At 46.3% G+C, this 15247-nt stretch carries 12 protein-coding genes; 6 read left to right on the forward strand and 6 right to left on the reverse strand.

Annotated features, from left to right (window positions below):
• Positions 1 to 206: 206 nt before the first annotated feature.
• The 6 genes from R7F64_RS22355 to crp all read left to right on the forward strand — a co-directional run bounded on the left by R7F64_RS22355 (position 207) and on the right by crp (position 5820).
• Entirely contained in the window at positions 207 to 2126 is a 1920-nt protein-coding gene (locus R7F64_RS22355) for an ABC transporter ATP-binding protein (RefSeq protein ID WP_053307381.1), read from the forward strand.
• Positions 2123 to 2611 (forward strand): TIGR02444 family protein, encoded by a 489-nt coding sequence (locus R7F64_RS22360; protein ID WP_033907158.1) that lies wholly within the window; start codon positions 2123 to 2125, stop codon positions 2609 to 2611. Before R7F64_RS22355 ends, R7F64_RS22360 begins: the two co-directional genes overlap by 4 nt.
• A gap of 87 nt (positions 2612 to 2698) precedes the next feature.
• On the forward strand, positions 2699 to 3706 hold the full coding sequence (locus tag R7F64_RS22365) for a hydrolase (protein ID WP_033907159.1): 1008 nt from the start codon (positions 2699 to 2701) through the stop codon (positions 3704 to 3706).
• Positions 3707 to 3739: 33 nt separating this feature from the next.
• Positions 3740 to 3952: a YheU family protein gene (locus R7F64_RS22370; protein ID WP_005381436.1), complete on the forward strand. Its 213-nt coding sequence runs from the start codon at positions 3740 to 3742 to the stop codon at positions 3950 to 3952.
• Positions 3953 to 4077: 125 nt separating this feature from the next.
• A complete protein-coding gene (locus R7F64_RS22375) occupies positions 4078 to 4947 on the forward strand; it encodes a phosphoribulokinase (protein ID WP_005381434.1) in 870 nt (289 codons plus the stop codon).
• A gap of 240 nt (positions 4948 to 5187) precedes the next feature.
• Positions 5188 to 5820: a cAMP-activated global transcriptional regulator CRP gene (gene crp / locus R7F64_RS22380; RefSeq protein WP_005381432.1), complete on the forward strand. Its 633-nt coding sequence runs from the start codon at positions 5188 to 5190 to the stop codon at positions 5818 to 5820.
• Positions 5821 to 5956: 136 nt separating this feature from the next.
• Here the strand turns inward: crp and R7F64_RS22385 are convergent, their stop codons facing one another.
• The 6 genes from R7F64_RS22385 to R7F64_RS22410 form a co-directional block, all read right to left on the reverse strand.
• Positions 5957 to 6748 (reverse strand): DUF1338 domain-containing protein, encoded by a 792-nt coding sequence (locus R7F64_RS22385; protein WP_005381426.1) that lies wholly within the window; start codon positions 6746 to 6748, stop codon positions 5957 to 5959.
• 248 nt (positions 6749 to 6996) lie between these two features.
• Positions 6997 to 8454 carry a succinylglutamate-semialdehyde dehydrogenase gene (astD, locus tag R7F64_RS22390; protein WP_226084121.1) on the reverse strand — a complete coding sequence of 486 codons (1458 nt, stop codon included), beginning with the start codon at positions 8452 to 8454 and terminating at the stop codon, positions 6997 to 6999.
• Between the two features lie 28 nt (positions 8455 to 8482).
• Entirely contained in the window at positions 8483 to 9502 is a 1020-nt protein-coding gene (gene astA / locus R7F64_RS22395; protein ID WP_033907163.1) for an arginine N-succinyltransferase, read from the reverse strand.
• A 109-nt stretch (positions 9503 to 9611) separates the two neighbouring features.
• On the reverse strand, positions 9612 to 10823 hold the full coding sequence (locus R7F64_RS22400; protein ID WP_005381420.1) for an aspartate aminotransferase family protein: 1212 nt from the start codon (positions 10821 to 10823) through the stop codon (positions 9612 to 9614).
• A 361-nt stretch (positions 10824 to 11184) separates the two neighbouring features.
• A complete protein-coding gene (locus tag R7F64_RS22405; protein WP_017821744.1) occupies positions 11185 to 11772 on the reverse strand; it encodes an aminodeoxychorismate/anthranilate synthase component II in 588 nt (195 codons plus the stop codon).
• A gap of 189 nt (positions 11773 to 11961) precedes the next feature.
• Positions 11962 to 14916, reverse strand: a complete 2955-nt coding sequence (locus tag R7F64_RS22410) for an ExeM/NucH family extracellular endonuclease (RefSeq protein WP_172563469.1) — start codon at positions 14914 to 14916, stop codon at positions 11962 to 11964.
• Positions 14917 to 15247: the final 331 nt, after the last annotated feature.

A 15247-nucleotide genomic window follows, 5' to 3' on the forward strand; every position in this document is an offset into this window, starting at 1 on the left:
GTCGTCCTTGTGGTTATTTTTATCCGTTATCAAATTGTTATACTTTTTTGTACAGCATAATGCAATTAAAGCGAATCAATCGACTTTTCCGGCCAATACCCCTACTATTCACCGCTAGATATATACCCAAGTGGCTTTAAAAACGATTGAAACCACTTCGCTATGTAACCAAGCAACGCGCACTGCGCAAAGTGAATGAAAACTTTATGATTACCTTCTCTGATATTCAGTTACTGCGTGGCGGTAAACCTCTTTTAGACCAAGCTTCTGCGACTATTCACCCTGGCGATAAAGTCGGTCTTGTGGGCAAAAACGGCTGCGGTAAATCAACGCTGTTTGCCCTACTGAAAGATGAACTGTCAATTGATGCTGGCTCATTTAGCCAACCTCAACACTGGGAGTTGGCCTGGGTCGCACAGGAAACGCCTGCGCTAGAGCGCACTGCACTGGAATACGTCATTGATGGTGATCGCGAGTACCGCGCTCTCGAAAAGCAGTTAGCTGAAGCAGAAACACAAGACAACGGAACCCTAGTTGCCGAGATACACGGTAAAATTGAAACCATTGGTGGTTACAGCATTCGCGCTCGCGCGGCAGAACTGCTCGATGGTTTAGGGTTCAGCCAAGAGCAAATGAGTTGGAGTTTGACCCAATTCTCGGGTGGTTGGCGTATGCGTCTTAACTTGGCTCAAGCGCTATTGTGTCGTTCTGATCTACTGCTACTCGACGAACCAACCAACCACTTGGATTTGGACGCGGTAATGTGGTTAGAGCGTTGGCTACAAAACTACCCTGGCACGCTGATTCTGATCTCGCACGACCGTGACTTCTTGGATCCGATCGTTGGTCGCATCATTCACATCGAGAATCAGCAGCTGAACGAATACACGGGTAACTACTCGTCATTCGAAAACCAACGCGCACAAAAGATGGTGTTACAACAAGCGATGTTTGAAAAGCAACAGAAGCAGATGTCTCACATGCAAAGCTACATCGACCGCTTCCGTTACAAAGCCTCTAAAGCACGCCAGGCTCAAAGCCGTATTAAAGCTTTGGAGCGCATGGAGAAAGTGTTACCAGCTCAATTCGATAACCCATTTAGCTTCCAATTCCGTGAGCCAGCTGCGCTGCCAAACCCAATCATGATGATGGATGAAGTATCTGCAGGTTACGGTGACAACCTCATCTTAGAGAAGATCCGCTTGAACTTGGTTCCTGGCAGTCGTATTGGTCTACTCGGCCGTAATGGTGCGGGTAAATCGACATTAATCAAGCTGCTCTCTGGTGAACTTAACGCGCAAGGTGGTGACCTAACTTACTCACAAGGCGTGAAAATTGGTTACTTCGCTCAGCACCAGTTAGAAACGCTTCACCCTGAAGAAACGCCGCTGCAACACATGATGCAAATCGCACCCGATCAAACCGAACAGCAGCTACGTGATTACCTAGGTAGCTTTGGCTTCCAAGGTGACAAAGCACTAGAAAAAGTTGCGCCGTTTTCTGGTGGCGAAAAAGCCCGTTTGGTATTGGCTTTAATTGTGTGGCAAAAGCCAAACCTGTTGCTACTTGATGAACCGACCAACCACTTAGACTTGGACATGCGCCAAGCACTTACGATGGCACTGCAAACATTCGAAGGTGCGATGGTGATTGTTTCGCACGACCGCTATTTACTGCGCGCTACGACCGATGACTTGTATTTAGTGCATGATAGACAAGTTGCTCCGTTCGACGGTGACTTAAATGACTATTACAAGTGGTTAACCGAACAACAAAGAGCGGAACGCAAAGAAGCACAAGCCGCACAGCCAGCCAAAGATAGCGCCAACAGCGCGGCAGCGAAAAAAGAGCAAAAACGTCGCGATGCAGAGTTTCGAAAACAGACAGCGCCAATTCGCAAAACGCTGACACAACTAGAAAATAAAATGGATAAGTTAGGTGCTGCACTGGCCGAAGCTGAAGAACAATTGGCGGACAACTCACTGTATGCGGCCGAAAATAAAGCTAAACTTAACCAAGTGCTGGCACTTCAAGCTTCTAGTAAGGCTGAGCTCGAAGAAATTGAAATGGAATGGATGTCTGCTCAAGAAACGTTGGAGCAGATGGAGCTAGAGTTTAATCAATGAGTAATCAACACGCTGAATACACACTCACCCTAGAACACCTTTGGCAGTTTAGTCTGCAGTTTTATGGTGTGCGAGAAGTGAAAGAGGCGTGCTTATCATTGCAAAACAACTACCACGGTAACGTGAACCTACTCCTGCTGCTCAGATGGCTCGATGAGCAGCAACTCATTTTCCAAGAAAAAGACTGGCCCTTGGTGCAAGACTGTCTAGGTAGAAGCGAAACTTTACTTCACTCCTTTCGCGACCTTCGTCGCCACCTTAAGTCTCAAGTCAATGACGCTTTGTATCGTGAGACCTTGCAGTTTGAGCTGCAACTAGAAAAGCAGCAACAAGCGGATTTGGTGGACTGCATTAACTCACTTGCACTACTCAAAAATGATGGTGACCCACTGACGTTGAGATACTGTCGTCAACTCGGTGGGGAGCATTTGCAGCAAGCCTTTGCTATTCCGGTGCCAAACATTCAACCACCAAAACGCCCATAAATCTGTAGAATACCTATAATCTTTATAAAGGATTATATTAATAAGTTCTTCAACGGACACCGAAGGACCGCATAAGAGCAGTTAGGTATGACACAATTTTTCGCAGCCGCCGGGATCAAAAACCCGCATCTCCAAACGCTTTTGCCGCGTTTTATTCGCAAAAAAGCGTTATTTACGCCGATTTGGCAAACCCTCGATACATCCGATGGCGACTTTCTCGATCTCGCGTGGAGCGAGGACCCAACCCAAGAGCCTGCACAAAAAAAGCCGATTTTTGTTTTATTTCATGGGTTAGAGGGGTGCTTCTATAGCCCTTATGCCAATGGGCTAATGAATGCATTTGCTCAATCTGGATGGCTGTCGGTGATGATGCATTTTCGTGGCTGCAGCGGTAAACCAAACAAAAAAGCACGAGCTTATCACTCGGGAGAAGTGACGGATGCTCGTTACTTCCTAGAGCACCTTGAACAACGTTTTCCTGATAATCCCAAAGTTGCAGTTGGTATTTCTCTTGGCGGTAACATGTTGGCGAATTATTTAGCCCAATATAAAGACCACCCTATTTTGAATGCAGCGACTATTATCTCAGCGCCTTTAGACCTAGCTGCGTGTGCAAACCGTATTGAACAAGGCTTTTCAAAAGTGTATCGCCGTTACCTGCTTTCTTCACTGAAACGTAACGCGTTACAAAAGCATCATCTACTGCATGGTGAGCTTGCGCTGTCCTACAACTCAATAAAACGTGTCACACGATTGTATGAATTCGATGATTTGATTACCGCACCATTGCATGGCTTCAAAGACGCACAAGATTATTACGACCAATGCTCTGGCTTAAGTAAACTACAGCAAATCACGCTACCCACACTGATCATCCATGCCAAAGACGATCCGTTCATGACCGACGATGTGATCCCGAAGTTTGTTCTGCCAGATAACATTGATTACCGTCTCTTTGAACACGGTGGCCATGTTGGCTTCCTGACAGGAACGGCGTTAAAACCTAAGTTTTGGTTGGAGGAAGCGCTGCCCGCGTATTACGAAAGTATCGCCGCAGATTACCTTTCTGCTGTATCCAAGCAACGAACGCAGTAAACTAGCCGCTCATCATAAAAGTTAGAGGTATTTATGATCATTCCATGGCAAGACATTGCGCCGGAAACATTGGAAAACTTAATTCGTGAATTCGTCTTACGCGAAGGAACGGATTACGGAACCGTCGAGGTTTCTTTGCATGACAAAATTGATCAAGTTAAAGCTCAATTGGAAAAAGGTGAAGCGGTTATCGTGTTCTCTGAGCTACACGAAACCGTCGATATTCAGCATAAAACAAAATTTTAGACCCTTCACATTTTACCGTATCCCACTCGATGACAAGGTATTGTTACGTGCTATAGTGGGATATCGACCGTGCAGTAGTAACTCTACTGCACATTACAGGTAAGTAATTTTCGACAAGGTTTGTCATGTCAGCTAAACACCCAATTATTGCGGTTACTGGTTCGTCCGGTGCCGGCACGACCACTACATCTGAAGCCTTCCGTAAAATGTTCAATATGATGAACGTTAAACCCGCATGGGTTGAAGGCGATAGCTTCCATCGCTTTACTCGCCCAGAAATGGACATCGAAATCCGCAAAGCCCGCGAGCAAGGTCGACACATTAGCTACTTTGGCCCACAAGCTAATGACTTCCCGGGATTAGAAGAGTTTTTCCGTAAGTTCGGGCATGACGGCACTGGCAGCGTGCGCCGTTATCTGCACACGTTTGACGAAGCGGTTCCCTACAATCAAATGCCAGGCACGTTTACACCGTGGCAAGACTTACCCGAAAACAGCGACGTGCTGTTTTATGAAGGGTTACATGGTGGCGTGGTCGATGGCGATGTTAATGTTGCTCAACATGTGGATTTCTTAATTGGCATGGTGCCGATTGTGAACTTAGAGTGGATCCAAAAATTCGTACGTGACACTCGCGATCGCGGCCATTCGCGTGAAGCGGTAATGGACTCAATCGTGCGCTCCATGGACGATTACCTCAACTATATCACTCCGCAGTTTTCTCGTACTCACATCAACTTCCAGCGCGTACCGACCGTTGATACTTCCAACCCACTTAATGCAAAAGGCATCCCTAGTTTGGATGAGAGTTTTGTGGTGATTCGCCTACGCGGTATCAAGAATGTCGACTTCCCATATCTGCTGGCCATGATTGATGGCTCATTCATGTCACGCCACAACACGATTGTCGTACCCGGCGGTAAGATGAGCTTTGCAATGGAGCTCATAGTTCGGCCTATCCTACAACAGCTCATCGAAACAGGGAAAATTGGCTAAAAACCTGCCTGCGAAGATGTTTACTTTTCATACCGTGATCATGTGCACAGTTTTGCTTACAAAATCTCAATCATGGCACGATTAAAATCAAGAAATCGTTTTCGAAAAAGGATACTATTTCTTACCGAAACACAAGAGAGCTTGCAGCATATAAAAAGTGCTCTTATTCTAGTAGGCCTAATTCAGGCTTAGCTAAAATATGGATAGCGCAAGCGTACCCTGCAGAGGAAGTGAGATATTATGGTTCTAGGTAAACCTCAAACCGACCCAACATTAGAGTGGTTTCTTTCACACTGTCATATTCATAAGTACCCTTCAAAGAGCACGCTAATTCACGCGGGCGAAAAGGCAGAAACTTTGTACTACATCGTTAAAGGTTCTGTTGCGGTTCTTATCAAAGACGAAGAAGGTAAGGAGATGATCCTTTCTTACCTAAACCAAGGAGACTTTATTGGTGAACTTGGTCTATTCGAGGAAGACCAAGAGCGCACAGCTTGGGTTCGTGCTAAATCTCCTTGTGAAGTTGCTGAAATTTCTTTCAAGAAGTTCCGTCAGCTTATCCAAGTAAACCCAGACATCCTAATGCGTCTTTCTGCGCAGATGGCTCGTCGTCTTCAAGTAACTAGCCAAAAAGTGGGTGACCTGGCGTTCCTAGACGTAACTGGTCGTATCGCTCAGACGCTTCTGAACCTTGCAAAACAACCAGACGCAATGACTCACCCAGACGGCATGCAAATCAAGATCACTCGTCAAGAAATCGGTCAAATTGTTGGCTGTTCTCGTGAGACAGTAGGTCGTATTTTGAAGATGCTAGAAGAGCAGAACCTAATCTCTGCTCACGGTAAAACCATCGTGGTTTACGGTACTCGTTAATCTCAAACTAGAGTGACACGAACAAAATTATAAAAGCCACCAATGGCAACATTGGTGGCTTTTTATTTGCTCATGACCAAATGAGATAGGGTGCAGCGAACACTAATGAGTAAGCTTAACAGGTTAACCCTAAAACTTAGCCATTCGTACTTTCAAAGATTTTGTCAGCTGAAGCGGCCACGAAACCTGGGTACAAATCACCATTTTCCATCGGATAGCGCTTAGCAAATTCATAAAACCCGCCAGGGATAATTTCAGTGCCTTCGCTAAAACGAACCGCTACTTTATCTGCCATGGTCGATGACTGCTCTAGCAACACCTCAGGAGTGCCCTTCACTTCACCACCATTTTCATTAATGGTAAACCCAGCGGTACGCAGATGATCGTTTACCTGCTTCACTTCTTCATATTCATTGAGTTGGTTAACGCTCACCGTGAAGTGGTTTGCTCCGTAACCATGCGCCGCAAGCCAAGATGCGTACTCACTTTCTTTAGCCAACGTTTGGTAATCAGCAAAGCTTAAATCCCACAAGCGTCCACCATGTAAGAATGCGCTATCGTTCAGCTTGTCAGCATCGACTTGTGCCACCAAATTTTTCACAATCTCTTGTAGCTCAGACGAGCACTCTTCAACTTTTAGCTCACTAATAAAGACTTTAGGTTGCTTCGGATCTGGGTGCTCATAGTGCTTAGCAACCAGCTTTTTGCTTTCGAAAACGTAATCACCACACGCCTTGTAACCAATAGCTACAAATGGCTTAGCTAGAGTTTCAATACCAAGAGGCGCGATATTGAAGGTACGTAAAGCTATATGATCATTAATCAGAGGCTCATCTTCTTGAAGCAGCTGATGCACTTTAGCAGCCGAAGGGCAAAGACGTTGAATGTAATCTTGCCATAGCGATTCAAATAACACATCGGGCGTCATAACGACTCCTTGTTACGAGATGTAGAGTTTAAAGGTAAGCGGAAGTTGGCTGCCCGTTCACAACAAAAGTTGTCCAGAATAATGAACGAGCAACCATCAACCTGTGACGGTAAATGCCAGTCAGTCAACACGCTTTTCCGAGTCTTTGCTCACTTTTCGTGTTCTGCCAACGATCACTACAACCCATACCTAAATGATGCGCCGGCAAGGTGAGCCGCAATGCATAGTTGCGACTCTATTATTAAAACTTATAGCGCTACACCTGGACTCAATGTTGCAGGCAAGACAGTTTCTTGACCTTCCATTGATGCCATTGGGTACGCACAGTAATCTGCTGCGTAGTAAGCGCTTGGGCGCAAGTTACCCGACGCCCCCGGGCCACCAAATGGCGCATCACCGCTTGCACCAGTGAGCTGGCGGTTACGGTTCACGATGCCAGCACGAATGTGGTCAACGAAGTATTCCCATTCTTGGTCGTCGGTTGAGACCAAACCAGCAGATAAGCCAAAGCGCGTATCGTTTGCTAGCGCCACGGCTTTGTCTAACCCTTCGTAACGCACCACTTGCAGAAGTGGGCCGAAGTATTCTTCATCTGGTAACTCAGCAATGTTCGTTACATCAATGATGCCAGGAGAAACAAACGCCGCCTCTCCTGCTTTCGCTTCAATCAAGCTTTCACCGCCAAGAGACTGTAGATTAGCTTGTGCATCAAGAATAAACTTGGCTGCCGCGACCGAAATTTGCGGTCCCATAAATGGCGCAGGTTCTGCAAATGGTTGGTCTACGCGAATATTGCGTGTCGCTTCAACGAGCTTGGTGATAAGCGCATCGCCTTTTTCACCCAATGGCACATACAAACGACGAGCACACGTACAACGCTGCCCAGCACTGATAAACGCTGACTGGATGATGGTATAAACCGTGGCATCCAAATCACCATATTTATCAGAGATCACCATCGGGTTATTACCACCCATTTCTAGTGCGAGCATCTTGCCCGGTTGACCCGCAAATTGACGGTGTAATACATGCCCCGTATTTGCGCTACCCGTAAACAGTACGCCATCAATGCCTTTTGCGTCAGCGAGGGCGATACCAGTTTCTTTCGCGCCTTGAACAAGGTTAATCACGCCTTTCGGCAGACCGGCTTCTTCCCATAGCTTCATTGCCAATTCACCCGTCCATGGCGTTTGCTCAGACGGTTTGAAGACTACCGTGTTACCAGCCAGTAGCGCAGGTACAATGTGACCATTTGGTAGGTGGCCTGGGAAGTTGTAAGGACCAAACACCGCCATCACGCCCAATGGGCGGTGGCGCAATACGATTTGGTTGCCTGCTGCTTCACGGCTCGCCTCACCAGTGCGGTCATGATAAGCGCGAATCGAAATGGCAATTTTACCTGCCATTGCCGCTGCTTCAGTGCGCGTTTCCCAAATTGGCTTACCGGTTTCTTTGGCAATGACTTCGGCGATTTTTTCGCTGTTCTCTTTTACTTTCTCCGCAAAAGCCAACACGATTGCCTCACGCTCTGAAAATGGGCGCTTTTTCCAGTCAATAAACGCTTTACGCGCTGCAGATACCGCCTGGTTCACCTGCTCTGCCGTTGCACCTTTGCCTTGCCAGATCACTTCTTGGTTGTACGGCGACAGAGACGTAAATGCTTCACCCTGACCTTGTACCCATTCACCTGCAATCCAATGTGTCATTGTTTCTATCCTTAAATTCTGTCGTCTGTTACTGCGGAAGAAGGCGAACGAAATCCCCTTCTTCAACCGAAAGTGCATCCGCAACGTCTGGTGCGATCATTACGCTCTGTGTCTCTGCGTCATACGCCGCCTTAGTGACTGTCGCACGGAAGTTCTCGAAAGATGAATTACACATCAAGAAGTCTTGTGTGCTGGAATGTTCAGAGATTTTGACTTGCGCGCGGAATGAATGACGTACCGACTCAATATTACGCAGATCACACTCAACCGTTGGGCCACCATCGAAGATGTCGACGTAGCCTCGGTTGGTAAAACCTTCACGCTCAAGCAGCTTCAGCGCTGGACGCGTGTTGTCATGTACTTGACCAATCACGGCTTGCGCTTCTGGGCTGAGCAGATTGATGTAAATAGGCAGTTTCGGCATCAAGTCGGCGATAAAGCCTTTCTTGCCGATACCTGTCAGGTAATCTGCAAGCGTGAAATCGATAGAGAAGAAATGCTCTTGAAGCCATTGCCAGAATGGTGAATTACCCTCGTCGTCTGAAACGCCACGCATCTCCGCAAAGATCGTTTCAGAGAAGCGCTCTGGGTGTTCAGCCATCATTAGGAAACGACACTTCGACATTAGACGACCATTCAGACCTTGGCGGAATTTCTCACGCAAGAACAAGGTACAAATTTCGCTGTTACCCGTGTAGTTATTACCAAAAGTAAGCAGTTTAACAACGTTGTTAACGCCAAGCTTTGGCGACGAGTGCACAACTTTACTAATGTGATATGAGTAAAATGGGACATCCCAGCCGATAGATGCTTCGATTCCGGTGGTACCCGCAACCTCACCCGTTTCAGAGTCAAAGCCAACCATCAGGTAGCCTTCATCGCCTGGTTCTGCCACATCTGACTTACCAAAGCTGTACTCTGAATGTTTGATTCGATTGGTTAACAGTTCTTCGTTAACCGGTAGAGATGTAAATCCGTGACCAGACTCCACCGCACAAGTGTGCAGTGCGTCGTAATCCGACATCGCGATAGGGCGAACTACTAGCATCAATACTCCCTCCAGATGCAAGAAGATCCTAACTATATTGTAGGAACAATTCCCCCATCAGAGATCCTTGACGGGGGTGTCTGCGTTGACGTTTAAACTGATATCGCGCTTAAACTAAAGTCGCGATCGCTTTATCCAGTTTCGCCAAGCCTTCTTCAATTTCTTGTTGTGTGATAACGAGTGATGGTGTGAAACGTACGACATTGGCACCCGCAACCAATACCATGAGACCTTGTTTACCTGCAGCAACCAGCACGTCACGCGCACGGCCTTGCCATTCTTCATTTAGTGCAGCGCCAAGTAATAGGCCTTGACCGCGCACTTCTGAGAAGATGTTGTACTTCGCGTTGATCTTCTCTAGGCCTTCACGGAACATTGCTTCGCGTTCTAGCACACCAGCCAACACCTCTGGCTTAGTAACTTCATTTACAACCGCTTCTGCAACCGCACACGCTAGTGGGTTACCGCCATATGTAGAACCGTGAGTGCCCACTTTCATGTGCTCTGCCAATTTTGCTGTCGTTAGCATTGCACCGATTGGGAAACCGCCACCAAGTGATTTCGCAGTACTTAGAATATCTGGCGTGATACCTAAACCTTGGTAAGCGTAGAAGTTACCTGTACGGCCATTACCAGTTTGCACTTCATCGAAGATCAGTAAGGCGTTGTGTTTGTCACACAGCTCGCGAACCGCTTGAGCGAACTCAGGCGTTGGTGGCACGATGCCGCCTTCACCTTGTAGTGGCTCCATCATGACCGCACAAGTACGATCAGACATGTGCGCTTGTAAAGCTTCGATATCGTTGTAAGGAAGGTGTGTCACGTCGCCTGGCTTAGGACCGAAACCGTCAGAGTATGCCGCTTGGCCACCAACCGTTACGGTAAAGAATGTACGACCGTGGAAACCTTGTTTGAATGCAATGATTTCAGATTTCTCAGTGCCATGAACGTCTGCTGCATAACGACGTGCCAGCTTCAAAGCGGCTTCGTTTGCTTCTGCGCCAGAGTTAGCAAAGAACACTCGCTCAGCAAAACTCACTTCTGTTAGCTTTTTCGCCAGACGAAGGGCTGGTTCGTTCGTCATAACGTTACTTAAGTGCCAAAGCTTGTTAGCTTGCTCTGTTAGTGCGTTTACCATTACTGGATGACAATGGCCAAGACAGCTCACTGCAATACCACCAGCAAAGTCGATGTATTCATTACCTTCCTGATCCCAAACACGTGAACCTTCACCTTTAACAGGGATCATTTCCATCGGGTTATAGCAAGGTACCATTACCTCATCGAATAAACCGCGCTCTACTTTAATTTCCGTTGTCATTGCACATTCCTTCTTGATACCGCATGCGTAGCAGATAAGCGAATTTAACCGGCTCTCTTTGCCAGCAAATAATGTTTTGCATTTAAGCTATTGCGGCATTGTATTTACATTTAATTAACCATTTCAATAGTGATTTATTCTTTTCGTTCTCGAAAGTAACTTCCATTAATCACTGCTTATGACTATTTATGCATCAAGAAAGTAAAATAGAGAAGTGATTTTTTATAAATGTTATGTAATACAGGGGATAGAAGGTTTAAAAAGACATGAATAGACAAAGAGACTCGAGAGAATCGCATAGTTTTGCAATCCGCTCACCTCAGCAAAAAGATGAATGATTTGTTAAGAAAAGTGATCGCGATCAGATCGCTTTGCGTGCTAAAAAGTTCGCAAGCAACTCGTGACCTTGCTCAGTTTTGATTGATTCTGGGTGGAACTGCACCGCATCAATTGGCAAGGTTTTATGTTGGTAACCCATTATTTCATCCATGCTTCCGTCAGGCAGTTCTGTCCATGCAGTCAGTTCAAACACGTCGGGTAAAGTACCGTTTTTCACCACAAGAGAGTGATAACGGGTTACCGTGAGTGGGTTATTCAGATTTTTAAACACACTACGACCGTTGTGATGAATCGGCGAGGTCTTACCGTGCATCACTTGTCGTGCACGTACCACTTCGCCCCCAAACACTTGCGCTATCGCTTGATGGCCAAGGCAAACACCCAATATTGGAAGCTTACCAGCGAAGTGTTCTATCGCTTTCAGTGAAATACCTGCTTCGTTCGGCGTACATGGCCCTGGCGAGATCACCAAATGAGTTGGGTTGAGCGCCTCAATGCCTTGGATATCGATTTCATCGTTACGCACCACCTTTACGTCTGCACCAAGCTCGCAGAAGTATTGGTAAAGGTTGTAGGTAAAAGAGTCGTAGTTATCGATGATCAACAACATAAAGGGTCGGTTGCTCCAATCCGTTTTGGCAATGCTTACGTAGTGAATCGCCACGTTCGTGACAATCAAGGGCGGTATTTTGCTATACCAAGCAAGAAAGGCAAGTTTTTGCTGAATAAAAAGGCCAGCATAGGCTGGCCTTTGGTCTTTACAGCTATTTAGGAACTGTTTGTCAGGAAGTAAATTCGCTTAGCGGCGACGACGGAATAAGCCAAGACCTAGCAGCGCAAATAGAGCACCAAAACCAAACGAACCACCATCTGAATCCTTCGACCCTTCTGTTCCAGCTTCAGTTTGCGTCATTGAAACATCACGAACAGAGCTAAACTTCACGATATTACCTGTCGAGTCAGTCACTTTCTCTTCTAACTGATAATTACCTTGCTCTGGCGTTTGTTCAAACTCAATATTCACGCTACGCGCATCAATATCAGCTTGAACTAAAGTTTGGCTAGCCGAGTAAGCTTTCGTATCGCTGCTTGCCGCAGCCGCTTGTGTGGATGGCGTTAAGTTCACCGTAACAATATCGCCCACAACCGCCGTTGGTGGTAAACGGACATCGACGGCTAAGTTGTCACCTGCTTTCGGTAAATCGATGTCATCATCTGGTAAATCAATCGCGATGATCACTGGATCGTGGTCAGAGGCAGAGAACGCATCTTTGTACTTCGGCATATCACCTGTGTACTTGCTGCTGTATTCGAACAAGTTACTCTCTAGTGAGTTGATGTGCCAATCTTCAATTGCTACCACTTTTTGCGCTAGGCTACTGCTTGCCAATGCGTGGTCCAAATTACCCAGCTCGCCCGAATAGGTGTAAGAAAACGTATCAGTGCCGTGCAGCAACGTGTTTAAGTTGTGCAGACCGTAACCTTTTTCAATTTTGGTCTTCTCTACTTGAAGTTCACCATCACCAATGGTTGTGTAAGCAGCAGTATAAATGTCACGGCCGTATTTCTCTTTCGAGTAATCAGTCAGTGTCAGAAGTGGGTCTTCCATGCCATAAGCATTGAGGTCGCCCATGAGCAATACATCGCCTTTCACCTCTTTCAACGCTTCACCCACTGCGTGCGCAGCAGAAACGCGGAAGTTGTTACAGTTGCCTTGCAGATCCGCTGGCTCAGAATCTTCTACACCGGCAATCCACTCTTCAATACACTCAGAGCCTTTCGACTTAAAGTGGTTTACGACAATAGACAAATCTTCATCCGTCTCTTTCACCGTAAAGGTCTGAAGTAGACTGTGGCGTTGGTACTTATCGTAAGCAGGGTTACTTTCTGTGCCCTCTTTACGAGTAATTGTGTTTTCTGCAATGTGCTGCTCTGGCGTGATGATCACTTTTGCAGCGTCTTTTGGCGTTACTGCGTTAGCACGATATAAAATCGCCACCATGATCGCATCACTGCCAAAGTATTCGTCTTGGTATTTGTCTTGCTCTTCGATTTCGACATACGTGTAATGATCTTCAGCGTCATCAATCTCAGCATTTAGGGCATCAACTAAGTTTTGGATAGCACTGCCATCACCAAAGCCGTTGTTTTCCACTTCCATCAAACCAATGATGTCAGCGTCCATCTTGTTCATCGCCGCAACGATTTTCGCTTGTTGGATCAGGAACTCATCTAGGTTAGTCGCACCACGGTTTTGTCCGGTTGGGTTTTCATGGCCACTGTCAGCCACGGAGTTGAAGTAGTTCAGTACGTTGAAGCTTGCAATACGCAAATCTGAGTCCGCAATCGCTGGGGCATCTTTACGAGCCACATCGAAGCCTTCACCTGAAGTCACAAAGTTGGTGTTATCGACTTCATTGGTCGCAATCAGGCGGTATTCGTTGTAGCTGTAAGCCACGACACCCTGAAGACCTTCTACTCGAGAACCAAGGCGAATGTGCTGCTCTGAAGAGCCATCTTGGTCTGCATCTTTAGCAAAATCTGGGTAGTATGGGATTTGGCCGTTTGGTGCTTTGCCATCTGATTCTAGGTATACGCGGTTTGCTGCGTTGTCTTTTGCTAGCTCAACGGCTGCATCGCTCTCTGCCGCGTGTAATTGAGTCGGCTTTAACAATGGCGCTTCATGAGAGAGCATCATATTGTTACGACGTGAATCGTAGTCGTAAGAGAAGTTGCGAGTTACAAACAAGTCACTTGCCGAGGTTAACTCAACTTGCATCCCTTCATGACGCTCTAGCGCATCACGTAGTGTCTCACCTTCTTTGATAACAAGATCGGTAACTCGAGGGGTTTCAGAGGTGCCTGTTTTCACATAGCTGTTAGCATCAGAAGCAAGCTGAGTATTGCTGTAATACTCTTGAACTTTACCTTTCACACAAACAACATCACCAGCTTTCAGCGCCGTGTCCGCCGCGTCGGTATGAATGAACAAGCCTTCTGAGGTCTTGTCGTTGTTATCACTTTCTAGTGCTTGTAGGTAGAAACCTTTGGTTAAGCCTGTAGTAACAGCAGTCACGACACCCGTTACGAAGTGATCTTCGCCGGTAATGTATGGGTAACCATCAATGAATGGAGATGTGTCGCCTTCACCTTGAATATCTTGAATGGTAGTGAATTTAGGTTGCTGACCGTCTACTTCACAGGCGAATGGGGCTGGTGGCTCAGTCGCATTCAGCTCACCAAGGCCGTCAATGTTGTCTTTCTCAAATGCCGTCCACTGAGATGCATCATAAGTAGCAGAAGGGGTTAGTGCATCACTGTTACGAACTAATGTGGTGTCTTTACCAAAATCTACGTCACCCATCACACCGATGATGTCGTGCACTTCACCATCTTTAAGCAGTGCGATCGGGTCGTCACCGTTAAAGTTCGCAACGCTTTTATCTGTGATATCCGAGACAGCTTTGATGGTATCGCTCGCGTCACCATGCGCCAGTACATACACTTGGTTAGCTTGTAGCGTCACTTGGCTAAGGTCGAATGTGCTACCCCAAGTACCACCACCGTTTGATGATTTCGCCAACTCGTAGCCAGTGAGTGTCACCGCAGTATCACCCGTATTAGCGATCTCTACCGCTTTATTATAAGCGCCGCCTTCTACGTATTGGGAAATAATAATCTCTGCGTTCGCGTTTGCACTAAGTGCACTGGCGATGGTTAATGCGAGTATTGAGGGTTTGATTAACGTGTCCATTGTCATACCTGATATTTATGTAAATGCAAACTTAGCTCTGGTTAGAGCCTGCCATTTGCGTCTACTATCAGGTTTATTTATGAAATAAATAAGAATGAGTAATTAAAGCCGTGAAATGAATCACATGTGAATATAAGAAAATATGCCAGAGCATCCCATTCAAACATTTTTTGTAATAAATACAGAGCGCTATTGATAAACAAGTCAGAATTTAGATTGATTACTCAGTTTACTTTTTCACTTCATGTTAAGGAGTAGAAAATACATCACTTGTTGAGTGGCTTATTAACCCAACCGTTCCGTTACAAATAAAAAATATAATTAGTCACTA

The organism is Vibrio sp. Vb1980 (assembly GCF_033338615.1).
Classification (GTDB): Bacteria; Pseudomonadota; Gammaproteobacteria; order Enterobacterales; family Vibrionaceae; genus Vibrio; species Vibrio alginolyticus.